Origin of the sequence: Arthrobacter sp. S41, assembly GCF_004320535.1 — a bacterium.
GTDB lineage: Bacteria > Actinomycetota > Actinomycetes > Actinomycetales > Micrococcaceae > Glutamicibacter.
In genome coordinates this window covers 2329237-2354112 of record NZ_SIHY01000001.1, presented here as the reverse complement: position 1 = coordinate 2354112, position 24876 = coordinate 2329237, and the positions used below count along the sequence as shown (strand labels likewise).

The 24876-nt window shown below is 56.0% G+C and carries 21 protein-coding genes; 9 read left to right on the top strand and 12 right to left on the bottom strand.

Translation table 11 applies throughout. From position 1 onward, the window contains the following. Positions 1–27: 27 nt before the first annotated feature. The 4 genes from trxB to EYR88_RS10780 all read right to left on the bottom strand — a co-directional run bounded on the left by trxB (position 28) and on the right by EYR88_RS10780 (position 5249). Positions 28–996 carry a thioredoxin-disulfide reductase gene (gene trxB / locus EYR88_RS10795; RefSeq protein ID WP_131089643.1) on the bottom strand — a complete coding sequence of 323 codons (969 nt, stop codon included), beginning with the start codon at positions 994–996 and terminating at the stop codon, positions 28–30. A 100-nt stretch (positions 997–1096) separates the two neighbouring features. Next, the gene (locus tag EYR88_RS16060; RefSeq protein ID WP_165477327.1) at positions 1097–2839 is read right to left on the bottom strand and encodes a hypothetical protein; all 1743 of its coding nucleotides are present in this window, start codon (positions 2837–2839) and stop codon (positions 1097–1099) included. Between the two features lie 126 nt (positions 2840–2965). After that, complete coding sequence (locus EYR88_RS10785) at positions 2966–4726, bottom strand: lipid II flippase MurJ (RefSeq protein WP_242632524.1); 1761 nt, start codon at positions 4724–4726, stop codon at positions 2966–2968. Beyond that, the gene (locus EYR88_RS10780; RefSeq protein WP_131089642.1) at positions 4710–5249 is read right to left on the bottom strand and encodes an NUDIX hydrolase; all 540 of its coding nucleotides are present in this window, start codon (positions 5247–5249) and stop codon (positions 4710–4712) included. Before EYR88_RS10780 ends, EYR88_RS10785 begins: the two co-directional genes overlap by 17 nt. Positions 5250–5373: 124 nt before the next feature. Here EYR88_RS10780 and EYR88_RS10775 point away from each other — a divergent pair, with 124 nt between their 5' ends. Both EYR88_RS10775 and EYR88_RS16375 read left to right on the top strand, forming a co-directional pair. Next, the gene (locus EYR88_RS10775; protein WP_131089641.1) at positions 5374–6825 is read left to right on the top strand and encodes a CCA tRNA nucleotidyltransferase; all 1452 of its coding nucleotides are present in this window, start codon (positions 5374–5376) and stop codon (positions 6823–6825) included. A 584-nt stretch (positions 6826–7409) separates the two neighbouring features. Further along, positions 7410–7532, top strand: a complete 123-nt coding sequence (locus EYR88_RS16375) for a hypothetical protein (protein ID WP_262198890.1) — start codon at positions 7410–7412, stop codon at positions 7530–7532. Between the two features lie 139 nt (positions 7533–7671). Here EYR88_RS16375 and EYR88_RS10770 read toward each other — a convergent pair whose 3' ends face one another. The 7 genes from EYR88_RS10770 to EYR88_RS10740 form a co-directional block, all read right to left on the bottom strand. Further along, entirely contained in the window at positions 7672–8757 is a 1086-nt protein-coding gene (locus EYR88_RS10770; RefSeq protein WP_131089640.1) for an inositol-3-phosphate synthase, read from the bottom strand. Between the two features lie 295 nt (positions 8758–9052). After that, complete coding sequence (locus EYR88_RS10765; RefSeq protein ID WP_242632523.1) at positions 9053–10285, bottom strand: DUF6716 putative glycosyltransferase; 1233 nt, start codon at positions 10283–10285, stop codon at positions 9053–9055. An 8-nt stretch (positions 10286–10293) separates the two neighbouring features. Continuing rightward, positions 10294–11319 carry a hypothetical protein gene (locus tag EYR88_RS10760; protein ID WP_131089638.1) on the bottom strand — a complete coding sequence of 342 codons (1026 nt, stop codon included), beginning with the start codon at positions 11317–11319 and terminating at the stop codon, positions 10294–10296. Continuing rightward, positions 11316–12662, bottom strand: a complete 1347-nt coding sequence (locus tag EYR88_RS10755) for a polysialyltransferase family glycosyltransferase (protein ID WP_131089637.1) — start codon at positions 12660–12662, stop codon at positions 11316–11318. Before EYR88_RS10755 ends, EYR88_RS10760 begins: the two co-directional genes overlap by 4 nt. Then, positions 12659–13657, bottom strand: coding sequence for a glycosyltransferase family 2 protein (locus EYR88_RS10750; protein WP_131089636.1), 999 nt, complete (start codon positions 13655–13657; stop codon positions 12659–12661). The genes EYR88_RS10755 and EYR88_RS10750 overlap by 4 nt, the downstream gene beginning before the upstream one ends. A 111-nt stretch (positions 13658–13768) precedes the next feature. Next, the gene (locus EYR88_RS10745) at positions 13769–14662 is read right to left on the bottom strand and encodes an N-acetylneuraminate synthase family protein (protein WP_131089635.1); all 894 of its coding nucleotides are present in this window, start codon (positions 14660–14662) and stop codon (positions 13769–13771) included. Positions 14663–14673: 11 nt separating this feature from the next. Next, the gene (locus tag EYR88_RS10740; protein WP_131089634.1) at positions 14674–15855 is read right to left on the bottom strand and encodes an acylneuraminate cytidylyltransferase; all 1182 of its coding nucleotides are present in this window, start codon (positions 15853–15855) and stop codon (positions 14674–14676) included. 229 nt (positions 15856–16084) lie between these two features. On the opposite strand from EYR88_RS10740, the gene EYR88_RS10735 reads away from it, so the two are divergent. From EYR88_RS10735 to EYR88_RS10710, 6 genes are all read left to right on the top strand, one after another. Next, positions 16085–17548, top strand: coding sequence for a glycosyltransferase 87 family protein (locus tag EYR88_RS10735; protein ID WP_131089633.1), 1464 nt, complete (start codon positions 16085–16087; stop codon positions 17546–17548). Continuing rightward, a complete protein-coding gene (locus EYR88_RS10730; RefSeq protein WP_131089632.1) occupies positions 17545–18978 on the top strand; it encodes an NAD(P)/FAD-dependent oxidoreductase in 1434 nt (477 codons plus the stop codon). Before EYR88_RS10735 ends, EYR88_RS10730 begins: the two co-directional genes overlap by 4 nt. Positions 18979–19111: 133 nt before the next feature. Then, positions 19112–20038 carry an ATP-binding cassette domain-containing protein gene (locus EYR88_RS10725; protein ID WP_131089631.1) on the top strand — a complete coding sequence of 309 codons (927 nt, stop codon included), beginning with the start codon at positions 19112–19114 and terminating at the stop codon, positions 20036–20038. A gap of 5 nt (positions 20039–20043) precedes the next feature. Continuing rightward, positions 20044–20886, top strand: coding sequence for a hypothetical protein (locus EYR88_RS10720; RefSeq protein WP_131089630.1), 843 nt, complete (start codon positions 20044–20046; stop codon positions 20884–20886). 34 nt (positions 20887–20920) lie between these two features. After that, positions 20921–22216, top strand: a complete 1296-nt coding sequence (locus EYR88_RS10715) for a histidine kinase (protein WP_131089629.1) — start codon at positions 20921–20923, stop codon at positions 22214–22216. Next, positions 22213–22917, top strand: a complete 705-nt coding sequence (locus tag EYR88_RS10710; protein ID WP_131089628.1) for a response regulator transcription factor — start codon at positions 22213–22215, stop codon at positions 22915–22917. Before EYR88_RS10715 ends, EYR88_RS10710 begins: the two co-directional genes overlap by 4 nt. Positions 22918–22977: 60 nt before the next feature. Here the strand turns inward: EYR88_RS10710 and EYR88_RS10705 are convergent, their stop codons facing one another. Next, on the bottom strand, positions 22978–23355 hold the full coding sequence (locus EYR88_RS10705; protein WP_131089627.1) for a LapA family protein: 378 nt from the start codon (positions 23353–23355) through the stop codon (positions 22978–22980). Between the two features lie 230 nt (positions 23356–23585). On the opposite strand from EYR88_RS10705, the gene EYR88_RS10700 reads away from it, so the two are divergent. Beyond that, on the top strand, positions 23586–24866 hold the full coding sequence (locus tag EYR88_RS10700; RefSeq protein WP_131089626.1) for a M18 family aminopeptidase: 1281 nt from the start codon (positions 23586–23588) through the stop codon (positions 24864–24866). Positions 24867–24876 lie beyond the last annotated feature (10 nt).

Here is a 24876-nt window from a genome sequence, read left to right as displayed (position 1 = left end):
GAGACAACCCCTTTCTGAGAAATCTACTTAGACGGTAGCTACGGTTTCGGTGGTGATGTTGGCCAGGTAGTGCTCCACGTCCTGTGCAGCGGCGCAGCCGGAACCGGCTGCGGTGATTGCCTGGCGGTAAGTGGAATCGATGACGTCGCCTGCAGCAAATACGCCTGGCAGCGAAGTCTTCGAAGTACGTCCTTCGACGGCGATGGTGCCCTCGGAAGTCAGCTCGAGCTGATCCTTGACGAGATCAACGCGTGGGTCATTGCCAATGGCAACAAAGATACCGGTGACGTCCAGGGTGCTCTCGGCGCCGTTGACGAGGTTCTTCAGTGCAATGCTCTGAACCTTATCCTCGCCGTTGATGCCGACAACCTCTGAGTCCCAAACGAAGTCAATCTTCTCGTGGGCCAGGGCGCGATCTGCCATGATCTTTGATGCGCGCAGCTCACTGCGACGGTGTACAACGGTGACCTTGGCAGCAAACTTGGTCAGGAACAGTGCCTCTTCCATGGCTGAGTCGCCACCGCCGATGACGGCGATGTTCTGCTCGCGGAAGAAGAAACCGTCGCAGGTAGCGCACCAGGAGACGCCGTGGCCGGAGAGGCGCTTCTCGTCTTCTAGGCCCAGCTCGCGGTATGCGGAGCCGGTGGAGACGATGACGGCATGTGCACGGTAGGTGGTGCCATCAGCCAGCGACAAGGTCTTGATGTCGCCTTTCAGGTCCATTTCGGTAACGTCGTCGAACAAGATTTCAGCGCCAAAGCGCTCTGCCTGCTTCTGCAGGTTGTCCATCAAGTCTGGGCCCATGATGCCCTCTGGGAAACCTGGGAAGTTCTCCACCTCGGTGGTGTTCATCAGTTCGCCACCAGCTGTAACCGAACCTGCGATAACCAGAGGTTTAAGGTTCGCACGGGCGGTGTAAATCGCAGCTGTATAACCCGACGGGCCGGAGCCGACGATGATTACGTCGCGGATTTCGTCGTTCTGTGCTGAAGTCACGGGGATAGAACCCTTTCGTCCTAAAATTGCGAGGTGGATAGCGAGGCTTTACCTCACTATCCACCTCAACGTATGGCTTTGCTAAAAAATTCCGCTACTGTTACTTGGCGGAGAATTCACCGATTTGCAGACCGTATGGTCGCGATGAGTTGCTGCCCGATGCCTTACGAGGCAGGTCGGTGACATCGAGGAAGACGTAGGAGCCTTCCATGGAATCCTTATCCCCGTCCTTCACGGCCACGGAGACCGATGGGCCGGAGAATGAGCCCTTGGCTACAGACTTAGCATTGCCCAGATCATCGGAATCACCAACGAGGATCTCGTAGTCACCGCCGGTGCCATTCAAACCTTCCAAGTTCACCTCGGAGATGGCCGCCTTGTCCTTGAGCTCGAGGATGAAGACCATATTGGAGGCGAAGCCACCGAAGTTGCTGGTGGTGTAGGTGAAGGTGTCATAGGTGCTCGAGGCGTTGCCGTCGACCATGTTGGCCAGCTTGCCATCGGTTTCAGCATTCAACTGCTGGTTACCAGGAACCAGTCGTGAAATATCCGAAATTACAGGCTTTGGCAAGGCCGGCTCGGAGGATTCCTTCGGCTTGGCCGACTCGGAAGGAGCAGCGGACTGCTGAGGCTCGTTGGAGGTATCGGCAGTAGTTTCCTTATCGCCACCAAGGAAGTTGAAGGCGAAGACCACGGCAAGGATCAAGATGATCAGCAGAACCGCGCCAACCACAATGCGAGTGCCCTTGGACGTCGACTCATCATCTTCTTGCCCGGTGGCCGCAGCCTGGTTTGGGACGACAACGTTTTTGGCGGCGGCTGGGAAAGTTGATGCCTTGGCTGCAACAGCGGCTGCACCAGTAGCAACAGCGCCCGCGGCACCTGCTGCGGCACCGGCTACACCGGCACCCTTCTTCTTGGCGGGCTTCTGCTCGTCCTCAACAGGCTTGTTATCCGCAGCTGGCTTCTGAACTGGCTGCTGAGCTGGCTTTGCTGCAGCGGCACCTGCTGCGGTTCCGGCGGCGGCGCCAGCAGCGGCCTTAGGCTTGGTGGAATCTGATTTGGCGGACTCGGACTTGGCCGAATCAGACTGAGTCGAATCCGACTTTGCGTCAGCTGGCTTTGCAGCCGCTGGGGTATCACCCTTTGACTGGGCGGCGGCAGCTAAGGCTGCGGTGGCGGTGACGTTTGGCTCGTCGTCCTGATCATCAAGACGGGTAACCGCTGGCTGACCCTCGGTGGTCGGTGGCTCGGTGGAAGCCACAGGGTGGGCAGTGGTAGCCGGAACCTGCTCGTTAGGAGCGGTCTGGTCCGACTGCTGGCCATTGGCCTGGTCTTGGTTTTTCTTGCCGAAGCGGTTCTTCAGACCGGCAAAACCGCTGGAGAAGGCGGTGCCGAACTTGTTTTGTTCAGCAGGCTCGACCTCGTACTGGTTGTCGTCCTCGTAAGACTCTGGGGCGGACTGACGGGTCACGCCGAAGATCTCAGTGCCCAAGGTGTCGGTGAAGAACGGTTCAACGTAGGGTGCGTCGTCGGACTCGAGAACTAGGTCCAACAGGTCCGAAGAGCGTGCCACATTGGCCACGAGGTAGCTCTGGTTGGTGTCGGTGATGCCAAGGTCCAGTACCTGGACGTTGGAGGCGCGTTCACCCATCGCAATTTCGCGGGCACTAGCGGCCAGCTGAGAGGAGTTCTCGGCCGAAGCCACCATGATGCTGACGGAGCGATTAAGTACTTGGTCAATGCCTGCAAGTACCAAGTCACCTTCAGCTGATGAAAGGACGGTCTCAGTGACCTGGTAACGGCCGCTGAGGACAGAGCCGACATCGATTGGCTGCGCCACGTGCATCTCCAAGGGTTGATTGTTCTTCGGTAGCAGTACTCAGACCACCACCTGTCATGTTACCTGTCAGCGGGGCCGATTTGGTGCCAATCTTGCGCAGAATCACTGGCAAGTTTCCAAGGTTTTTTAGCGCTTGAATCCTGGGATTCTTCGAAGGATCGGACCGAGGAAGCCATCAAGCTCCGGCACCTTGGTTTTGTGGAGTAATCCGATGTAGACAACGCCCATGGTTCCGGCCACCGCAATGATCGAAATTATGGCGTTAATCAGCGAGGAGTAGGCAAATCCGAAGCTGAATCCACCCAGTAGCCACAGCACCAAGCAGCCCACTGCGCCGGAGAGCGTAGCCATCCAACCGATGCGAACATAGGTATCGATCACCGACTGCACACCGTAGTTTCCGTAGCGGCGCTTAACCAGGAAGTGGGTGCCGATGCAGGAGAGCACGTTGGTCAGGCCGTAGATGAAGGCAATGGCCGCAGCGATGTGCATTGGGTCAATCACGGCTGCTGCGGTGAAGGCCAAGATTAGGCCAACCGCCGCGGTGGCGGACTGGATCAGCATCGGGGTGCGGGTATCTTCTTCGGCGTAGAACACGCGCAGCATGAAGAACTGCAGGGACTTAAATGGCAGGCCCAAGGCGGTGAGAACCAACAACTGGCCCAGTGCTCCGGCGGCTTGCGCGGCGTTCTCCGAGGAGCCAGCAAACAGTCGACCCAGCGGACCGGCAAGCACGATAAACACGATGGTGCAGAAGACGATTGGGATGGCGGTAGAGCGCATGCCGCGGTTCAGTAGCTGGCCAACATCGGCGTAGCGCTTTTCGGTGAAGGCTCTTGCGAAGTCGTTAAACAGCACGGTGGCCACGGTCAGCGCGAACAGCGAGTGTGGCAAAACGGTGATCAGCTGCGAGGTATTCAGCGCGTACTCACCGGCCACCGACGCGGCCTGTTCGGGAGCCATGGAGGCACGAGCTGCGGTGGCACCAGAGACGATCTTGGAGTACAGCAACGAGGAGAGGTTGCCGATGACCATGGCGCCCAAGGTCCAGATGGCCAGCTTGCCCACGTGGCGCAGGCCCATGCCGCGCCAGCCAAAGTCAAAGCCCAGCTTAATGCCGACCTTCTTCAGTGGCCAGAAGAGCACCAAGGACTGCAACACAATGCCTAGGGTGGCGCCACCGGCAAGCCACATGGTTTTGACCGCGCTCCAGTCCTGCATCGGATCGCCCGAAGAGTAGGCGCCGAAGGTCAGGATGAAGGCGCCAATGACTAGTAGCTGAATGATGTTGTTGACCGCCGGGGCCCACATAAAGGCGGCAAATCGCCCGTTGGCGTTGAGTACCTGGCCTAGTACCGCGTAGAGCCCGTAGAAGAAGATCTGTGGAAGAGACCAATAGGCAAACGCGGTGCCCAGCATGATCATCGGGTCGGTCCAGTTGTTGGTCAGCGCGATGATCAACGGTTTAGCGCAGATGGTCAGAACCAGGGTGAGCAGCCCCATCACCACCACAACCAAGGTCAAAAGCTTTGAGGTGTACGCAGCACCTCGGTCTTTAGCTTTGGACGCCTTGATCAGCTGCGGGATCAGCACCACGTTGAAGACGCCACCGGCGAGCAACATGTAGATGATCGTCGGGATGACGTTGGCTTTTTCGAAAATATCGGCCACCGAGGTGACCGAACCAATAGCCATCGCCAGCAACGCGGTGCGAGCAAAGCCCAACAGACGCGAAACCATGGTTCCCGAGGCCATCAGGGCGTAGATCTTAGAGCGTGAGCGTCCCTGCTGGGTATGCAGCTGCTGGGGAGGTTCGGCGACTAAGTCCATGGCCCCGGTCATTGGCTGCTGATCGGAGCCCGCAGAAGAATTAGGAACCTGAGACATGCTTTGTAAGAACCTCGCGTGCCAGATCAGCGATCCGGCGTTCATTAGGGAAGGACAGGCGTTTGCCTAGGGCATCAAGAGGTACCCAGGCAACATCGACGGCTTCGTGATCGGGGTCGTTCTCGATCGTTAGTTGTCCGCCAGTAGCTTCCAGCAGGAAATGGTGCACAGTTTTGTGCACCCGGTAATTGGTCACGGTGAACCAGTAATCGACCGAACCCAACGGGGCAAGGATCTTTCCGGCGATGCCGGTCTCTTCCTCGATTTCGCGGATAGCCGCTTCCTCATTGTTTTCTATTCCCTCGGGGTGACCCTTGGGCAGGCACCATTCCAGCCGGCCGCCACGGTTATACCGGGCGATAATTGCGACGGGGAGTTTGGGTGCGTTGAAGTCGATCACAATGCCGCCGGAAGAGACTTCTTCCACCGTTGGCAAGCTTGTATGACCGCCAGTTGCCTGCGCACGAGCCATTGACGCAGTCAATGGGGTGCGCTTTGGGGCAGACGGGATCGGTCGGTTCATGGATCCACTCTATCGAGAAAGTGGCCTCGTTCGCTTTATCGACGTGGACAAGTAAGTTATATCGCAAGCAATTTCAGCGCATTTTCAAGCATTTTGCCCAGATTTCTGGCACGCTTAAGTAACTATGCATGCACTTCCCTCACCTGACGTATTACGTCAAATCCTGCCCTCGGTTATTTTCGACTTGGCCGACCGTTTTGTGGCGGCGGGCCATGAGTTGTCTCTGGTGGGTGGACCGGTCCGAGATCTCTACTTGGGTCGAGTATCCCCGGACCTAGACTTCACCACCAGCGCGCGCCCGGAAGAAACCATTAAGGTGATCTCCGGTTGGGCCGACAATATCTGGGATGTGGGTCGAGAGTTCGGCACTATCGCCTTCAAAAAGGGCGAGCATACTTTGGAAGTCACCACGTATAGGGCAGATGCGTACGACAGCCAATCGCGTAAGCCAATTGTTGCCTTTGGCGATAACCTGCACGATGACCTGTTCCGCCGTGACTTCACCATGAACTCGATGGCACTTCGATTGCCAGATCTTGAACTGGTGGACCCCTTTGATGGGGTGTCCTCGTTGAGAGATCAGTCGATCAGGACTCCAGGTGCTCCGGATATTTCCTTCTCGGATGATCCATTGCGCATGATGCGTGCAGCGCGTTTTGCTTCGCAGCTGCAGATTGAAGTCAGCGCCGAGGTTCGTCAGGCCATGAGCGAGATGACCGAACGTATTGAGATCATTTCCGCGGAGCGTGTGCGTGACGAATTGGTGAAGCTGATCAAGGGAGCAGATCCTCGGGCGGGCATCAACCTGCTGGTTGAGACCGGGTTGGCTGACAGAGTACTGCCTGAAGTTTCAGCACTGCGCCTAGAAATTGATGAGCACCATCGGCACAAGGATGTCTACCAGCACTCATTGACTGTGCTCGAGCAGGCCGTCTCGATGGAAACGGATCAAGATGGCCCAGTGCCTGGACCCAACTTTGTTCTGCGCTTTGCAGCGTTGATGCATGACATTGGCAAGCCGGCCACACGCAAGTTTGAACCTAACGGCGCGGTGTCTTTCCGCCATCACGACATGGTTGGCTCCAAGATGGTCAAGGCGCGCATGCGGGCCCTGCGTTTTGATAAGGAAACCACCAAAGCTGTGGCTCGGCTCGTTGAGCTGCACATGCGGTTTTATGGTTACGGCGAAGCAGGCTGGTCTGACTCTGCGGTGCGCCGCTACGTTACCGATGCCGGTGACTTGCTTGAGTACCTGCACCGCCTGACCCGTTCGGATGTCACCACGCGCAATCGCAAGAAGTCGGATCGACTGGCCTTTGCCTACGATGATCTCGAGGCACGCATTGCGCAGATTGCTGAGCAGGAAGAGCTGCAGTCGATCCGTCCAGACTTGGACGGGCAACAGATTATGGGCATCTTGGGCATTAAGCCTGGGCCGGTAGTTGGTCGTGCCTACAAGTTCTTGCTCGAGCTTCGTTTGGATGAAGGCCCGCTGGGTGAAGATGCTGCCATTGAGCAGCTACGAGCTTGGTGGAGCGAGCAGCCTGAAGCGCAGGAAGCAATTACCGAAGAGTAACTGCTGACAAGCACAGAGACAGAATGAGCACCCGGCACCCTCAAGGGGCCGGGTGCTTTTTCATGCTCGAAAAAAGTTCTTAAACTTTTTGACCTAATTAGTGGCGGAGCCTGTGCAATCAATGTATGCTGAATACTGTGATTGGGAAGTCTCAATGAGACTTGCGGATCGATGAAACTTATTAGCAGGCCCCGTGGCGATTCGCGGCTGGCCAACAAATAGATCTTAGGAGGTGGAGAAACGATGAATATCAATCTGGATATTTCAACTCATCGCACATGGCGAATTGACGGTGGCTTTATGTCTACCGGCAATCACGGCCTTTTCTCTCCAACCTCCGGAACAGTGGATTCCTAGAACACGGTGATCCCCACCCAAATTCCTGAGGTTGAAAGTCAGTAATCGACTCCCACCTTAGGAACTTTTTTCATGTCTAGCCTCCTGTTTTCCTCATCCGCTCAACAGGCTGTTCGCACCTCGGAACTTATCTTCGCAGGACCCGAAAGCCTCAAGGCTCGCGCAATCTCCACGACGCGACAAGATCTTCCCAACCCTTCGAAAGTTAACGAAGGGAGGGAAAACAAATGAAAAATCGACAAGCCAGTCGCAAGTTGAAAAACCTCGACAGCACAGAATTTAACCGTCGCATGCGTGAGCGTGAACTGAAAAACCATGTGCCCGTAGAGATGTACCTACGTATTCGTTGATCCGCGACAACGCCATTACCGTTGTCCGTCCGTCGAATCAGAGGTACCCCATAATGAACTCGCATATTAATGCTCAGAGGCCCGCCGGCCTGCAAGCCGGCGGGCTTCTCCGCATCTAAGGGTGTTTTGGTAGTGAGAACTAGCGTTCCACGTCGCCGCGGATGAAGGCCTCGACTTTGTTGCGTGCTGTTTCATCGTCGTACTGCTCGGGTGGCGACTTCATGAAGTAGCTCGATGCAGACAAAATTGGGCCACCGATGCCGCGATCCAGGGCGATCTTGGCTGCGCGTACCGCATCGATGATGACACCTGCAGAGTTTGGTGAGTCCCAAACTTCTAGCTTGTACTCCAAATTCACTGGAGCATCTCCGAAATTGCGTCCCTCGAGGCGAACAAAAGCCCACTTCCGGTCATCCAACCAAGCAACGTAGTCGCTCGGGCCGATGTGAACATCGTCAGCGGCCAGTTGAGCCGAAGTATTTGAGGTGACTGCCTGAGTTTTGGAGATCTTCTTTGATTCCAAACGGTCGCGCTCGAGCATGTTCTTGAAATCCATGTTGCCGCCAACGTTCAGTTGGTAGGTGCGGTCGAGCACTACGCCTCGGTCTTCAAACAACTTGGCCATCACACGGTGGGTGATAGTCGCACCGATCTGGCTCTTGATATCGTCGCCAACAATTGGGACGCCCGCTTCGGTGAATTTCGCAGCCCACTCGGGAGTGCCAGCGATGAACACTGGCAAGGCATTAACAAAAGCAACGCCGGCATCAATCGCGCACTGAGCGTAGTACTTGGCGGCCTGCTCAGATCCAACGGGAAGGTAGCAGACTAGGACGTCCACCTTGTTTTCCTTTAGCTGCGCAACGATATCTACCGGCTGCGCATCAGACTCTTCGATGGTCTCGCGGTAGTACTTGCCTAGCCCATCAAGGGTGTGACCGCGCTGCACCGTAACCCCGGTCGTAGGAACATCAGCGATTTTGATGGTGTTGTTTTCGCTGGCCAGAATTGCTTCTGCGAGATCGAGGCCGACCTTCTTGGCATCAACGTCAAAGGCAGTAACGAACTGAACGTCACCAACGTGGTACTGGCCGAACTGCACATGCATAAGACCTGGAACGCTGACCGCTGGGTCCGCATTTCGGTAGTACTCAACACCTTGGATAAGTGAAGTGGCGCAGTTGCCTACTCCAACGATGGCAACACGGATCGAGTTTGCTGACACATGGGCTCCTTTGAAAATGTGTAAGACCTTCGGACTTTAGGGCGCATCAAAAGCACATGCTGGAGATTGCCCTTGAAGCTATTAAGCCTTATGAAGACCAGAACATTCCCAACCAGCCAAGACATTACAAATCTAATGCTGAGTAGGGCGGACCCTGGCGACTACGGTCAACGGTTGATGGTCGAAGCTGAGCTAACAAGGACGGCCATTTTGTACAGAAGTAAAAAGACTTTTACTCGTGTCTCCTAGCTGGAAGTCAGGCCAAAATGTATGTCAGTATCAATTTAGCAGACACTCATGACATAGTTCTAGTGTTGCTACCACGTGAGCGTTGGTAGCTACGACGAACCTTCAGTAACACCTTGACCACCGGAGATGGCAAAGACGTGCGCAGGCGATGACGCAGAGGCTGTCGGCGAATAAAGGCCAACATCTCAGGGTCAGTGCGTAGCTTGCCCTCGTTCGCCCGCTGTGCCAACACCTCGAGGGACTGAATGAAGCTGCGATCCATGCGGTGGAAGTAGTTTTCCCTCAACCAAGCTTTGCTGGGTTCACCGAAATTCAAGGAAACAACGTCATTCAAATTCCCGATGATTCCCGAGGCAGTAAATACGGTATTGATCATCTGAGTACTGACGCCAAAATCAGAGAGCACCATCGTGGGTAAACCTCGATCAATGGACTCTAAAGCGGCAGTAGATGACACTGTGACCAATGCACTGCCCGGAACCAGGGCTTCGCTCATTGATCCCGCATCAAAGCGAATCCGTGATTCTGAACTGATCAGCTTTTGAGCTTTGAGGTTATCGAACAGACTGTCATAGGGATAGGCCTCCATATGCGTCTGCGGTTCACCCGCCTTGGCACGAAGCTTGATTAAAACCTCGAGGCCCGGATTCATCTGGCTAGCCTTTTCCAACGCTAACAAGATGGATTCACGCTGCTGTTCAGTCTCTGGAACCTTGGCCTGAGGTGCAAACACCAGACGACTGAACTGGTGCTCCTGGACCGGAGGGAAACCAATGGAGTGCAAGAACGGCAGCTTGCTGACCATGATGGTTGGCTGATGCCCCTCGCTTAGCTCGGTCATATAGGAAAAATCGCGAGCTTCGGCATGAGAATGACAAATAAACGCATCGCCGGCGCGACGGTAATTCCAGCCCTTACGAGTCGCAGGGTAGGCGACACCAGGCAGAGCAGAAATTAGTGCGGTGCAACGTCCGTCAATTGGTTCGGTACGTAGTATCCGTGAGTAAATTTCAGCGACAACAGGGCCAGTTGCCGAGGCAAAAACAAGGTTTTGCGCCACCGTATCGGCGTTGAGCTGAGAAAGCTGAATGACCTCGAGCGCAGCTGGATCTAAATCGGTTCCTTCGAAGGCTGCCGCGATTTGCTGCGCAGTTGGCATGACCGGGGTGCGTGCCAAATAGATTTTCCGGTCCCATTCAGGGCCTAGACGGTGCAAAAAACTTGTTGCCATTTTCAGATATGAATCTGAGTCGGCAATAGCAAGAATAGAGGGTTTCATTAGTGTCTTCACACCTTCAACGAACTGGATAGGTGCTCACGAAGTTCAAGTTCTGTATCGTCGGTCCACCAATGTTCAGGAACCGCCTGCGGGTAAAGGAATCGCGCATCAGATCCCAGCAGCAATCGCAGTGAAGGGATGACCGTGGAAGGAAGCGCCCGGATTTCCTGGCCGGGACGCAGCACACGAAGGCGCATTTCAATGGGCACCGTATGTTCCTTGAGTACTACTTGATCAATCTTGGCAATCTTTTCCAGCAACTGTGGGGTCTCACGTCGGTGCGGGAAATAGGCCACCGGACCTTCCGAAGCGATCTGTTCAACCCACTGCAGGTAGGGCTGTTCGTGAATCAACTGATCGGCAACCATGGCTGAACCGATCAAAAGGGTTGGTTCAGTGAAACTTTCGGCCACCGGCTGAGTAGCGAGCCACTCAAACTTGTGTTGAGCGAACTTGATTCCCAACGCGGTCATCTTCTGACGAGTCGGAGGATCAACAAAAAGCGCCGAGACGATCAACAGTCGCTCTTCACGTGCCAGCTGGCGCAACCGATGCCAGGTAGCAAGACCCATGGCAACCCGTGCTGCCGAATTCTTGGCTCGAGCGCGGACCAAGGGCACCGGAGTATCGCTAATGAGCTGCTTGATCAGTGCCAAGGTTGCTAGCCCGTCATCGATGATGATGATTTCTTTGGCTTTAACTCCGGCCAGCAAACTGCGCTGCACCTTTCCCGAATAGGCATCTCCGGTCACATAACGGTCCGAAGAGCTTTTAGGATGAGGTGGTTTGCGTGCGGCCGGTTCAAAGTGAACACCATCCGGTGCACGAGCCAGCAACGCTTCGGTGGTTGCCTCCAGAGGCATGCCCAAACGTGGGACGACCCTAATGTTCGTACCAAGGAGCCCTGCCGCGTGAGTTTCTACGGCAGAGAGTAACTGCAAGGGGGATTCAACCCACACGTGTGCCGTGCCAAAGCGAGGCCGTGGAACTTCGTGAGTATCATGCTGGGTCAGTTTCATCATGGTGAGGGTCATTTTGCCAGTCGGCCCAGGGATCTGGACAATTTATCAAGTCTCTTTGACCCTTTACGCAAGACTCGACGCGAGGCTGAACGAACCTTAGACGGCAAGGTACGTCGCGCAGGGGCCAGATGAACGAAGCGTGGTGGTAGATCCAACTTGGTGATGCGACGGCGCTTGAAGTGCTCAGAGAAATCAAGGTAGTTGGAAGCCAAGAACTCTTCAGCGGCCTCACGCAATTCAGACAGCTGATTAGGCTGCATGCAGTACGCCACGGCTGTCAGCAATGCCGAAAGTTGGTCATCAGTTTCGCTGTGTGTAGGAGCTGGCAGGCCCTGAACAAACAGGGCATGAATGATCGAGAGTGGAATACGGTTCGAATTCTCATAGGGAGCCAGCGCCTGGAGCATCATGCCGGTGCCCACGGCATGGACCTCGGTATCAAGAATGTATCTGGCCGTGGCCAGGCCGGTAGAGAAGCAAGAGATAACAACCTTCGGTCGCACCGCAGTGATCACCGTTTCTGCCAGATGATCTGTGTTCAACACTCGGAAATCTAATCCCAATTCGGCGCCGACAGTAGCCAACCGCGCAGCCGAGGTGGCACTGGCTGAAGGGTGCGCCTTAAACAAGACGGTACTCAGCCCACGGTCTATGGCAACTTGGAGCATCTGGACGTGAAGATCAAACTCCTCTTCGGAATCCATCAATCCAAGGGATCCGAGGTACTGTCCGAGGATCAGCGCCGAGGACGCAGGCAAATCAAAATGAGCATCGGTAGCGAGTTCAGTGAAAACTTGAGCCAACTGCTCGGTATGAAGTTCTTTGCGTGCTGGCTCGAGCTCGGCGAGCAGGTGCGGTTCCAATCCAGGAACTAGATCCACATGGATTGTTCCCATCAAACGTTGGCGCAACGGCATAGCTAGCCTGGAACGGGTTGGGCCATAGGACATGAGCCCGTCCGAGTGAACCCATAATTGTGCATCAAAGAAGATGCGAGCCAGGGCGCGGGCAGGGTTGACCTGAATCGATTCCAAAACCAAGGTCAGTGGTCCGTCACCGAGGTCCCACGCTTGGCGCAGCAGGCGCTCAAAAATGTGTAATTCGTCTTCACGCGGGTTGAACTGAAAAGGGCGGCGCGGGGCCAGCAGTGCAGCGAAGTCCACCACGCGATCAAAACGCGAGGCAAGTTTTTCGAAGCCTGGAACCTGATCTAACGCTGTGGTTAGCTCTGGAACCTGTGAGCCATTAACCAAAACTAAAACGTACTCATCTGCTTCTGGAAACAGTCCTGCATCGGCCATCGCGGCCAAAGAAGCGAGCTGGAAGTAGCTGCTGGCTTCAATCAGTGCGATCACTTGCTGACCCCGATCTTCCCTGGCTGGAGGTAGGAAAGGATATGCCGGCGCCGGGCAACATCCATTTCGAGTACTACTTGGTGGGCAACGGTGACGTCGATGTCGCTGAAGATTTCTCGCAGCTGCTGCTTGATGGTCAGTCGCACCTGCGGTGGATAGTTCTTGGAACGCTTCTCGTGGTGGCACACGATGGCGAAGAACTGCCGCAAAGCCTTGGGAAGATGGCGGGCGGAATCTGGGTGTTCTCGTACGGCAGCGAGCACTTGTTTGTAGGCCTCGAGGAAACCTAACTGGCGCTCGTCAAAAACCTGGCTGAGGGAACTTGGTAGTCCGCGTCGGTAGAAGACGCTGGGGGAGGAGATGACTGCATAGCGTGAGGTATCGAGGTGCAGCTTCCAGATCCACGGACGGTCCTCGGCAGATTGCAACTGCTCATCAAAGTAGAAGCAGCCGATGCTGCGCATGAGCTCGGTGCGGTACATCCCGGCCCATGAGTAGGGGTAGTCCACCATGGACGGTGAATCGATTGGCTCAATGTCATCAGCAGGATTTAGCACGATGCCACGCAAGGCTTGAGGAGCACGGAACATCACGCGGGTGGTGCCACTGACGCGGACGTGGTCGCAGCGTACAAAATCAACGTGCAAGTTGCTCAAGGTGTCCGCAAGGGTAGCCAGATGCTGCGGGCCATACCAATCATCTGGATCCAAGAAAGTGTAAAACTCGCCAGTGACCTGTTCCAACGCGATATTTCTGGCAGCTGAAACTCCGACGTTTTCTTCCAACGTGATCAGCTTAAGCCCGGGGACTGAGTCCAGGTACGACTGGACTAAGGCGTCGGTGGCGTCGGTGGAAGCATCGTCAACCACGAGCACTTCCATCTCCCAACGGCCCAGCTGTTGGCGTGAAAGGGAAGCCAGCGCGTCGCAGATGTACGCCTCCTGGTTGTAGGCCGGGATGACCACGGATATGCGGCCAGGGATCGGGCTCGTCATGGCGGGACTGGCTTCCTTTGGTTGGTGCTAAGTGATGAAGTGAAAACTAATGACACTCGGCGGCCGGACCGGGAAGGTTCGGCCGCCGAGAAGTCACGGGGAGAACTGAGATTATGCGTCGACGCGGCGCAGGCGGCTCAGTGGAGCCAACTCGCCTGGGAAGACCTTCTTCACGCCGTCACCCATGGCCTGCTCGAGGATGCGGATGTCGCGGATCAGCGACTCGAAGCCCTTTGGCTCAAGTGAGGAAGCCTGATCCGAACCCCACATGGTGCGGTCCAGTGTGATGTGACGCTCTACGGTCACAGCGCCCAGTGCCACGGCTGCCAGCGAGATCTGCAGGCCGCGCTCGTGGCCCGAGTAGCCCACTGGAACCTGGTAGCGATCGCGCAGGGTTTCGATCATGCGCAGGTTAGCCTCTTCTGGAGGCAGTGGGTAGGTGCTGGTGGCGTGCATCATGACCAGGTTGGAAGTACCCAAGGTCTCAACGGCCTTGTCGATCTGCTCGATGGTGGACATGCCAGTGGAGAGAATGATTGGCTTGCCGGTTTCTGCCAGGGCCTTGAGCAGCTCGATGTCGGTGACCGATGCCGAAGCTACCTTGTGGGTGACTGCACCCTGCTCTTCCATGAATTCAACCGAAGGAACGTCCCATGGGGAAGCAAAAGCGTGTAGACCCTTGGAAGCTGCGTAGGAGATGAGCTCCTTGTACTGAGCTGCATCAAACTCAACGCGGTAGCGGTAGTCCAGGTAGGTCATATCGCCCCATGGGGTGGAGCGGATCTTGTCACGCATATCGGTGGGGGTGGAGATTTCCGGGGTGCGCTTTTGGAACTTCACTGCGTTGGCGCCGGCCTCAGCCGAAACATCAATCAGCTGCTTGGCGATTTCGATGTCACCATTGTGGTTGATGCCGATTTCGCCGATGACGTAGACCTGCTGGCCTGCGCCGAGCTGGGATTCGCCGATGGCTACTGGCTTGATATCGGTGGTCACGGAGGTCATTGACTTGCCTTTCATTGGGTGAAACTTGGGAAATTTGTGGTGGAGCGTGCCGCGATCACTAGCTCTGCTAGTTCTCGCACCGCCCCATAGCCGCCCTTGCGGGTCAGGCGGTGGCGTGCAGCTTGGTGCACTTGGTTGTTGGCGTCGGCCACGGAAATGGGCCAGCCAACAAGTTTCATGGCGCCGAGGTCATTGATGTCGTTGCCGACATAGGCCACTCGTGCCGGGTTGATCGATTCATCGGCCAACCACTGGGCCAGGTATTCGGCTTTATTCTCGATACCGTGGGCCACTTCAACTTTTAGTTTGGCTGCACGGGCGGCAACCACCGGGTTGGCCTCCTTGGAGAGGATCAGGAACTTCACTCCTGCGGCCCGAAGCCGAGCCACGCCCATTCCATCGGAGCGTGAAACACGAACGGATTCGGTGCCGTGCTCATCCACATAGGCGGTATCCGGGGTGTGCACACCATCAAAATCGGTGATGACAGCGTCAACCTCGATCGGTGCCGGCTCATCGGTGACGCTGAGTTCGGCGAGCTTGAGATCTGCCTCGGTATCAATGTCGATACCGTGTTCGGCGGGAACCTCATGGACTCGAACCCGGCCGAAGAACCGGTGTCCGGCAGCTAAGAAGCCTGCGGTTTCCATCGCGTAGAACGCTCCGGTTTCAAGGAAGCGTGGTTCGCGGTCCTGGCGGCGTGGGCGGTGCAGCTTTTCGTGCCCGATGGCCACCGCCTCGCCCTGCTCATCAAGTCCCCAGTGGAATCCGTGGTCGGACACTGCTGCGAAGCTGACCTCAGCGCGCCCGGAGGTCACCGTGGTGATGGCAGCGTCGAGATCGGCTGGGTCGATAAACGGGCTGGTGCACTGAATGAACAGGGTCACCGCTGGCAACGTGTTGGTGTTTGCCAAGACATGTTCTAGGACTGACTCACTGCTGGCCGTATCCCCGGCGATATCTGCCGGTCGGTCAACAACTCGCGCCCCGTAACGAAGTGCTTCGGCTTTGATCTGTTCATGATCCGTGCTGACCACGACGTCGCTGACAGTCGCCGCAGCCTTTGCTGATTCAATGGCTCGACCGAGCAGCGACTTGCCGCCGATCTCACGCAGGTTTTTGAGCCGGATGCCCTTGGACCCTCCCCGTGCGGGGATGATCGCCATGGCACTTGGCTGATTGGTTTCGTTCACAAATACGACGCTATGGGCCTTAGTTAACTAGCCGGGAGTATTTAGGTAAACGAGGGGTGAAGTCACGGTGTAATCACCTGCAAATTTGCTGAATGTGAGGTCAGCAAGCGGTTTACGTGAATCTTATGACTGAGTTTTTGCCGCTTCGAACATCGTCGGCACTAGGTATTGGGATGAAACTTTGGTGTTCAAAGCTGTGAGCAAGGACAAAGCATTTAGGCTGGAGAGTATGCACGAGCCTAACCAGTCACCACCCAAGCGTGGACCTCTGCGTATCACCGTGCCATCACGGGCCGACGGTTTCCTTCGCCAATTCACCGCACTCATCGGTGGTCCCTTAGGACGGCGCAGTGATCCCGGACGAGTAGATCCAGGGTTCTTCAGCGTGGAAAGAGTCATCATTTTGATGACCACCGTGGGAGCATTGCTGATGCTGCTGGCCAAGAACCCCTGCCGAGTTAGCGGTTGGGGTGGCAATAATCCCTACGTTTATGCCTGCTACAGCGACTGGGTGCCACTATTTGGTGCTCGCGGCTTTGCCGATAATCCTTGGGCACCCTTTAGTTCCGGTGCCGAATTTGAATACCCGGTTCTAATGAGCGCGGTGGCTTCCGCCGTGGCTTCGATTGTTCCCCACTCGGTGGCTAACCGCTCATTGATGTACTTCGACATCAATCTCTTGCTGGTCGCGATTTTGTGGATGCTCACCGTGATTTGCACCGTGCGTATGACCGGACGCCGACCATGGGATGCGGCGATGATCGCCATTGCCCCGGGCATCATCCTGGCCGGAAGCATCAACTGGGACATGTGGGCTGTAGCCCTGCTAGCCGGAGGCATGCTTGCCTTTGCGCGTAAGCACACGGTACTTGCCGGAGTCCTGATCGGGCTTGGCGCGGCGATGAAGATCTATCCATTCTTTATCCTTGGAGCACTACTGGTTCTAGCCGTCCGCACCGGGAAATTCAAAACTTTCTGGGTTACCGCCGGTACTGCGGCTGCCACGTGGGTTCTGGTAAACCTTCCATATGCGTTGGCCTTCCCAGACTCGTTTATGCACTTCTTCAACTTCTCCTCAGAACGTGGTGCGGGTTTCTCTAGCTTCTGGCACGCCTGGAATGTAGTGGCAGGCAAGAACCCTGGTCTTCCAATCTTTGAAGCGGACCAGATCTCGCGCTACGGGCTGATCCTCTTCTTCCTGTGCTGCGTAGGGGTGGCACTGCTGGGGCTGTTGGCTAAACAGACCCCACGGCTAGGTTCCATGGCATTTTTGATCATTGCTTCCTTTGTCATGGTCAACAAGGTCTACTCACCGCAGTTCATCGTGTGGCTGATCCCGTTGTTCGTTCTGGCCTTGCCACGCTGGAGAGAATTTGTGATCTGGATGCTGGTGGAAATAGCGCACTTCTACGGGCTTTGGAACTATCTGGACTCGTTCTCCGCGGAAGATCCCATCAAGACCTTCCCGGAAACCGGGTACGTCTTCCTTGTGGCCGCGCATATGCTCATGCTCGCGTACTTGATGTATTTAGTGGCCCGCTCAATTCTGGACCCACGACGAGATCCAATCCGTGCCGTTGGCCAATTGGATCCGTTGGCCGGAGAGTTCGCTGGTGCACCAGACCGATTTACCCTGCGCGGATTGTTCCCGGGGGAAAAGAAAACTAAAAAATTTGCAGGGAGCCAACAGTGATTGACGTTGCCGTAATCGGTGCTGGTCCTAACGGGCTGGCGGCCGCCGCTGTGGCGGCTCGGGCTGGACTGAACGTTCAGGTGTACGAAGCTAATGAAACTATTGGCGGTGCTGCCAGAACCCAGAGTCTGGATGGCTCTGAAGCAAAGTTTGATTTGGGTAGCGCCGTGCATCCGATGGCGCTTCAATCTCAGGCCATGCGTGAATTGGGTGTTCACAACAAGGTGGACTTCATTGTCCCGGAGCTCTCCTTCGCCCATGTGCTTGATCAGGGCACAGCCTATGCCTACAAGGACTTGGACCGCACGGTGCAAGAACTGGGCGGCGAGGACGGGAAGTACTATCAAAAGCTAATTGCCCCGTTAGTTGAGCAGATCGACTCGCTCAGCGATACCTTGCTGAACCCGCTGCTCAAAGTCCCTTCTCACCCATCGTTACTGGCCACTTTTGCGCTTAGCTCGCTGGGCGGGATGGCGTTGAAGAACGTACGCTCCAGCAAATACGAGCGGGCTGCCGCCTTGTATGCCGGATGCGCGGCTCACGTTGCCGGTGGATCACGAGGGCCAGCCAATGCCGGAGCTGGGTTGTTCCTAGCTGCTACCGCGCACGCCAAAGGCTGGCCAATCCCACGAGGTGGCTCCCAAGCTATCAGCGATGCGTTAGCAGCCGAAGCCACGGCTCATGGCGCGCAAATTCACACCGGTGTACGAGTGAACCATATTGATGATCTGGCAGCACAGAACATTCTTTTTGATACCTCGGCCGAAGAAGCCGCAAAGCTCAGCGCAGGTCATCTTTCGGATCAGCTCTCTAGCGCTATGAGCGCCACCCGGCGCTCGCCGGGTAGTTGCTTGGTGCACTTTGTGCTCTCTGAGCCCGTGCCGTGGAGCGACCCGGCACTGGCAACGGCAGGCACCGTGCATCTCGGTGGAAGTGCAGCGCAGGTCGGCAGAGCAGAGCGTGCCGCGGCACGCGTTGGCTCGCAAAAGCCGTTTACCATCGTGGCCCAGCCTTCACTCTTTGATGACTCACGTGTGCCTGCTGGCCAGCACGTTATCTGGGCTTATTGCCACGTTCCGCTGAACTCACCCGCAGATATGAGTCAAGCGATTGAAACGATGATCCAACGGGCGGCCCCCGAGTTCTCTGACATCATCCACGAAAAACACTTGGTCAACGCGCAAGAACTTGAAAAGCAGAATCCAGCACTGATCGGTGGAGATCTCTCTGGCGGCACCATGGATCTTCTGGGCAGTATCAAACGCCCACGAATTTCGCTGGACCCGTGGTACTTACAATCCAAGGGACTGTATCTGATTTCCTCCGCAGCCCCTCCGGGACCATCGGTTCACGGCATGGGCGGATTCCTCGGGGCCAAAGCCATGCTCAAGCGCGAGTTTGGTATCAAAAACTGGAAGTCAGCAAAGTAAAACCTAGAGAAGGGCATGCACCATCTGGTGCATGCCCTTTTGGCTATCTGGCTGCGGTCTCACCCTTTGGAGGGAGACAAAGATCAGCACTCTGAGCGGTTCAATGCAACTGTATTTTTCGTAGGCTGGTTAAATGATCCAGGCACAGCAGTTGACGAAGACCTACGGTTCCAAAACCGTAGTAGATCAGGTGTCATTCACCGTCCAACCCGGACAAGTCACCGGTTTCCTCGGCCCCAACGGGGCTGGCAAGTCCACCACCATGCGAATGATCGTGGGACTGGCCGCGCCTACCCAAGGCCAGGTGCTGGTTAATAACCGGGACTTTAAAAAATCAAAACATCCAATCACCGAGGTTGGCACGCTGCTAGAGGCAAAGTCAGTACATAAATCGCTGACTCCTTCCTCGCACTTGCGTTCGATCGCCGCCACGGCCGGACTACCCAGCTCCCGTGTCAGCGAAGTCTTGGAATTGACCGGACTAACTGGGGTTCGCCGCAAGAAGATCGGCGGCTTCTCTTTGGGCATGGGGCAACGTCTTGGCATTGCAACCGCACTGCTAGGTGACCCGCAGGTCTTGATCCTGGATGAACCAGTGAACGGACTGGACCCTGAAGGTGTTGCCTGGGTGCGAAACCTAGCCCGACAGCAGGCCGCCGCCGGCAAAACCGTCTTCATCTCCTCTCACCTGATGAGCGAAATGGCGCAAACAGCTGATCATTTGATCGTTATTGGTCGAGGACGCATCATGGCTGATGCGCCGATTAGTGAATTCATTGATAACGGCCTTGCTCAGACCATCGTGAAATCGAGCGATATCGAAGTGCTGATGAACGCCCTGAGCAGCCAAGGTGTGCAACTTCGCCGGATTGACGCACAGACTCTGGAAGTCACCGGACCAGATTCTGAAGTTATCGGACGCCGCGCTTTAGAAACTGGTGTGGCCCTTAGCGAGCTACGCCCGCTGCAGCGCACTTTGGAAGATGCCTACATGGAATTGACCCGAGACGCCGTGGAATACCACTCGAACATTGTTGCCGAGAACAGCGGCGGGAAGTAATAGCCATGACAACTCAGATTCAAACCCCGCTACGCGGCAAAGTAACTCTGGCTGGAGTCCTGCGCAGCGAAGCTATCCGCATGTTCTCGCTGAAATCCACCGGGATCTTGATTGCCCTTTCCATCGTGCTCTATGTAGGCATTGCCGTCATCGCCACTTGGGCTATCGGATCTTTGCTTCAAGACATGAGCGATCCAAGCCAGATGGAAGGCATGGGAACTATGTCCCAGCCAGGCTTTGCCAGCGAAACGCTGGGCTCCGGACTGGTCTTCAACCAGTTGATTCTCGGAGTGCTCGGCGTACTACTCTTCAGCGGAGAATTCACCACAGGGTCCGCCGTCAGCACCTTTTTGGCCAGCCCGCAACGACTTCGGGTGATGACAGCAAAGATTATCTTCACCGTTGTGCTCACCGGTCTCACGCAGCTAGTCTCCACCCTGTTGGCGTTCATCATCGCCAAGCCGGTCGCTGAAAACTACAATCTGACCTTGGAGTTTAGCAGTTCTTCATTCCAATCTGTGCTCTGGTACGGCACCTTGGCCGTGATCATGGCGGCCCTGATCGGTTTGGCGCTTGGCGTTTTGCTCCGCAGCTCCGCCGGGGGCATTACGGTTCTGGCCGCAGTGTTCTTTGTCCTGCCGATCATCACCGCCATCTTTGGCTCATATGTGGACTGGCTACCAAACGTATCGGCATTCCTGCCAGACCAGCTGGGTCTGTCTCTGGCTACACCGCTGAGCGCGCCAAGCGATCTAGAACTGTGGCAACAACTGTTGGGCGTTGCCGGATGGATCATTGTTCCGTTGGCTCTAGGCGCGGTCTTGCTTGCCAAGCGAGATATCAAGTAATCAGCGGTTACTGAGAGAAAACTACACTGGAATCATGACCCAACAGACGCTGCAGGAAACTGTCGCTTCCTTTGATGCACTGACCGCCAAGCGAATGGGACGGTTGCGCCTCTACTTGCGCACCCATCCTCGCTTGGTGGTTGTTGGCGTCGTCGTCATCTATTTGTTGATCACGCTGCCTAGCGTCCTGATTATGGCAGCAATGCCGGACACCAACGCGACTGGTCTGTTGGTGGTCACTCTGGCCGTAGGCGCCGCACTGCTCTATCGGCGAAAAGCGCCGATGACCGTGATTATCTTGGTCTTCGTCTTTGAATGTGTTGCCCTGGTTATTGCCGGTCCGCAAGGCGGACTGGGCGGCGTGGGCATGATGATTGCACTGTACACGGTCGCCACGAGCTATTCGGCCAAACGCACCATTCCGTTGGCTATTCTTGCCGCCAGTTTTCAAACGGTCCTGATGGTATTGATGGGCTTCCCGGAAATGACCGACATGGATTTGGATCAAAGCGACGGAATTGATGAGACCACATTCAGCCGGATTCTCATTGGCGTTGCCGGAAGTTTCATCATCGGCTTCTATATCTCCGCAGCCGTACTTGGCTTGATTGTGCGCAATGCGCGAATCCATGAAGCAGAACTAAATCACTGGGCACGGCAGGTTTCCACCTTGGCCCAGGTTCAAGAACGAAACCGCATTGCCCGAGAAATGCACGATGTAGTGGCCCACTCACTCTCGGTGATGATTGCCCTATCCGAAGGTGCCCGCGTCGTGGCTAAACGGGATCAAACCCGCGCCGACGAAGTGCTCAATGAGCTCTCGGGCACCGGACGAGCCGCACTGGCAGATATGCGTCGCATGCTTGGGGTACTACGTCAAACCGAAACCGGTGAGCTGGAGCCACAACCTACCGGCGGAAATGTCGAGCAGCTCTTGGAGGGCTTTAGAACAGCGGGGCTTCCCATTACGTTTACCCAAACCGGGGGAGCACTGCCAGAAGACACCACTTTCCAGCTCACGGTCTTCCGGATGATCCAAGAGTCTCTAACCAACTCATTGCGCTATGCCCGTAACGTCAGTGATGTGCGAGTACGTTTGGAACGACGGCGTGATGAACTGAGACTGGAAGTCATGGACAACGGGGACGCCACCAGAGTTCCTAGTGTTGGTAGTGGTCGAGGGTTGCGCGGCATGCGTGAGCGCGCAGCGCTCTTTGACGGCACCGTAGAAGCTGGGCCGGTAGCCAGTGGCGGTTGGATTGTTAAAGCGGTACTGAAGCTACCCGAATGCAGCGTGAACAATGAGAAGCAGAAGACGGCGAAGGAATAGACGTGGACGAAAAAATTAAAGTCTTGCTGGTCGATGACCAGCCGCTGTTACGAATGGGATTCCGACTGATTCTCGAAGGCGAGGATGACATTGTCATTGTCGGCGAAGCCGCAGATGGGTTAGATGCCTTGACGCAGACGGCCGTGCTGAAACCTGACGTGGTGCTCATGGACGTACGCATGCCAAAGATGGACGGTCTCGAAGCGACCGAACGCATTGCCAAGGCGCATCCGGAAACCAAGATCATTATTCTTACAACCTTTGACCTGGACGAATACGCATTCTCCGGACTTCAGGCCGGCGCCAGTGCATTCCTGCTCAAAGATGTAGCCCCTGAAGAACTAGTGCAAGCTGTGCGTTTGGTAGCCTCGGGCGACGCGGTGGTTGCCCCGCGGGTGACCGCTCGACTGCTGGAAACCTATGTGCGTAATGGCGGTAAGTCAGCTGCTGGTCAGAAGCAAGAAATACCTCGAGATCCCTTGCTTGATGACCTGACTCCGCGCGAACAAGAAGTGCTCCGAGCGCTCGCCGAAGGACTATCAAATGCGGAAATCGCTCACCGCTTCTTCCTTTCAGAAGCTACGGTAAAAACTCACGTCCGCCGAATTTTGACCAAACTGCATTTGCGAGACCGTGTGCAGGCTGTGGTTTATGCCTACGAAACGGGTCTAGTGATCCCGTCTCAGGGTCTGGACTACTGATTCTGAACGCAAAAAATGGCCGCCAAACGTAGAACCTACGTTTGGCGGCCATCCGCGTTTTTAGCGTTTGCTAGTTTTGCGTTGCTTGCGTGCGGTGGCGCGTAATTGAATAACGCGGGCAACCCCGGCGATAGCCACGACTAGGGCTCCGCCGATCGACGCGATGAACAACGCCAGCCCTAGGTTAACTTGGCCCTCATAGGCGAAGTAGCGCAGGGTGACCTGATCTTGATTTTGCGCGATAAAAATAATCAGCAAGATCAGCACAATGATGCCTAAGACCGTGGCGGTCCAAATACGACCCAGCTTGGTTGCCGGAAGCTTTTCCTTAGCCGGTGGCACTTCCCGCTGGGAGTTGCTTGGCCTCGCCGTGCCCGGTTCGGCCACGGGCTCCACAGGGAAACGCTCCGGGTCCGGAGTTTGATCAGATGTAGCCATGATGATCTCGCTTTCGTAGTCTTCAAGTCTGCATTCAGCTTTGCCCACGCAAGGCGCCAAGTCAAGCATCAGATCAAGGTGTCCGGCTGGTTCGTCACCGGGCTGGCCGGAACTGAGCCATTAGTAATTACGCAGTGGGCTACTAAGCTGGAGAGCAACCCGAGAATTCAGGCGGGAACCGCATCCTGGATTTCAGTAAGACGATGACAGAAAGAAGTGAGTAACCAGCTATGGCACAAGCCGCAGCAATGGCCCACATTGCAGACCTAGCCGAATACGTCGCAACTTCACCCTCCAGCTACCACGCGGCAGCAACGGCTGCGAAGCGGCTAGACGCTGTCGGGTTCACCGGCCTGAACGAAGCTGATGCGTGGAATCTAGGACCAGGTTCTTACTATGTGGTTCGTGATGGTGCGATCATCGCGTGGGTGCAACCTGAATCGGCCACGGCTACCAGCGGATTCCATATCCTCGGTGCACACACCGACTCACCAGGCTTTAAACTCAAGCCCAAGCCGACCACCGGATCTAACGGCTGGTGGCAGGCAGGCGTAGAGGTCTACGGAGGACCGCTACTGAACTCTTGGCTGGACCGTGAACTCATCCTTGCCGGCCGTCTGGTGCTTAAGGACGGCACGGAGCACTTGGCTCAGACTGAACCGATCCTGCGCATCCCACAGCTGGCGATCCACCTTGATCGCCAGGTCAACGAGGGCTTGACCCTAGATAAGCAGACCCACACCAACCCCATCTTCGGAGCCGGGGATCTGGCTGATGCAGATATTCTTGCCGTCCTGGCCGAATCGGCTGGCGTGGATCCAGCTCAGGTAGCTGGCTATGACATCCTTACCGCACCAGCGCAACGTGGTGAGGTATTTGGCCAAGGCAAGAACTTCTTCGCCAGTGGCCGATTGGATAACCTCACTTCGGTGCATGCCGGAATCATCGCGCTGACCGATCATTCGAGGAAGCCGTCGGGTAAGCACATTGCCATGATGGCCGCCTTTGACCACGAAGAGTTGGGCTCCAGCTCACGCTCCGGTGCGTGCGGTCCTTTCCTTGAAGAACTGATCAACCGAATCCAGGCTTCGCTGGGTGCAGGGGTGGAAGACCAAGCGCGTGCGCTAGCCAATTCGGTGTGCCTCTCTGCTGATGCAGGCCACGCAGTGCACCCGAACTATTCGGAGCGCCACGACCCAGTCAACCGCCCGCAGGTTAATGCCGGGCCGTTGTTGAAGATCAACGCTAACCAGCGATACGCCACCGATGCGGTAGGCGCTGCGGCCTTCGCCAACTGGTGCGAGGCAGCCGGAGTTCCTTACCAAGAGTTTGTATCCAACAACCGCGTTCCTTGTGGCTCGACCATCGGTCCGCTGACTGCCACACGTCTGGGTATCCGCACCCTCGACGTAGGTGTCGCCCTGCTGTCCATGCATTCGGCCCGTGAAATGTGTGGCGTGGATGATCCTTGGTACCTGTCCAAGGTGACTCGTCAGTTCTTCGGAGCATAATCCCGATCTA

Excerpts from the sequence above, each read along its gene's own strand:
- EYR88_RS10785 (WP_242632524.1), bottom strand. The coding sequence starts at position 4,726 with ATGTCTCAGGTTCCTAATTCTTCTGCGGGCTCCGATCAGCAGCCAATG.
- EYR88_RS10780 (WP_131089642.1), bottom strand. The coding sequence starts at position 5,249 with ATGAACCGACCGATCCCGTCTGCCCCAAAGCGCACCCCATTGACTGCG.
- EYR88_RS10775 (WP_131089641.1), top strand. The coding sequence starts at position 5,374 with ATGCATGCACTTCCCTCACCTGACGTATTACGTCAAATCCTGCCCTCG.
- EYR88_RS16375 (WP_262198890.1), top strand. The coding sequence starts at position 7,410 with ATGAAAAATCGACAAGCCAGTCGCAAGTTGAAAAACCTCGACAGCACA.
- EYR88_RS10765 (WP_242632523.1), bottom strand. The coding sequence starts at position 10,285 with ATGAAACCCTCTATTCTTGCTATTGCCGACTCAGATTCATATCTGAAA.
- EYR88_RS10760 (WP_131089638.1), bottom strand. The coding sequence starts at position 11,319 with ATGACCCTCACCATGATGAAACTGACCCAGCATGATACTCACGAAGTT.
- EYR88_RS10750 (WP_131089636.1), bottom strand. The coding sequence starts at position 13,657 with ATGACGAGCCCGATCCCTGGCCGCATATCCGTGGTCATCCCGGCCTAC.
- EYR88_RS10745 (WP_131089635.1), bottom strand. The coding sequence starts at position 14,662 with ATGACCTCCGTGACCACCGATATCAAGCCAGTAGCCATCGGCGAATCC.
- EYR88_RS10735 (WP_131089633.1), top strand. The coding sequence starts at position 16,085 with ATGCACGAGCCTAACCAGTCACCACCCAAGCGTGGACCTCTGCGTATC.
- EYR88_RS10725 (WP_131089631.1), top strand. The coding sequence starts at position 19,112 with ATGATCCAGGCACAGCAGTTGACGAAGACCTACGGTTCCAAAACCGTA.
- EYR88_RS10720 (WP_131089630.1), top strand. The coding sequence starts at position 20,044 with ATGACAACTCAGATTCAAACCCCGCTACGCGGCAAAGTAACTCTGGCT.
- EYR88_RS10715 (WP_131089629.1), top strand. The coding sequence starts at position 20,921 with ATGACCCAACAGACGCTGCAGGAAACTGTCGCTTCCTTTGATGCACTG.
- EYR88_RS10705 (WP_131089627.1), bottom strand. The coding sequence starts at position 23,355 with ATGGCTACATCTGATCAAACTCCGGACCCGGAGCGTTTCCCTGTGGAG.
- EYR88_RS10700 (WP_131089626.1), top strand. The coding sequence starts at position 23,586 with ATGGCACAAGCCGCAGCAATGGCCCACATTGCAGACCTAGCCGAATAC.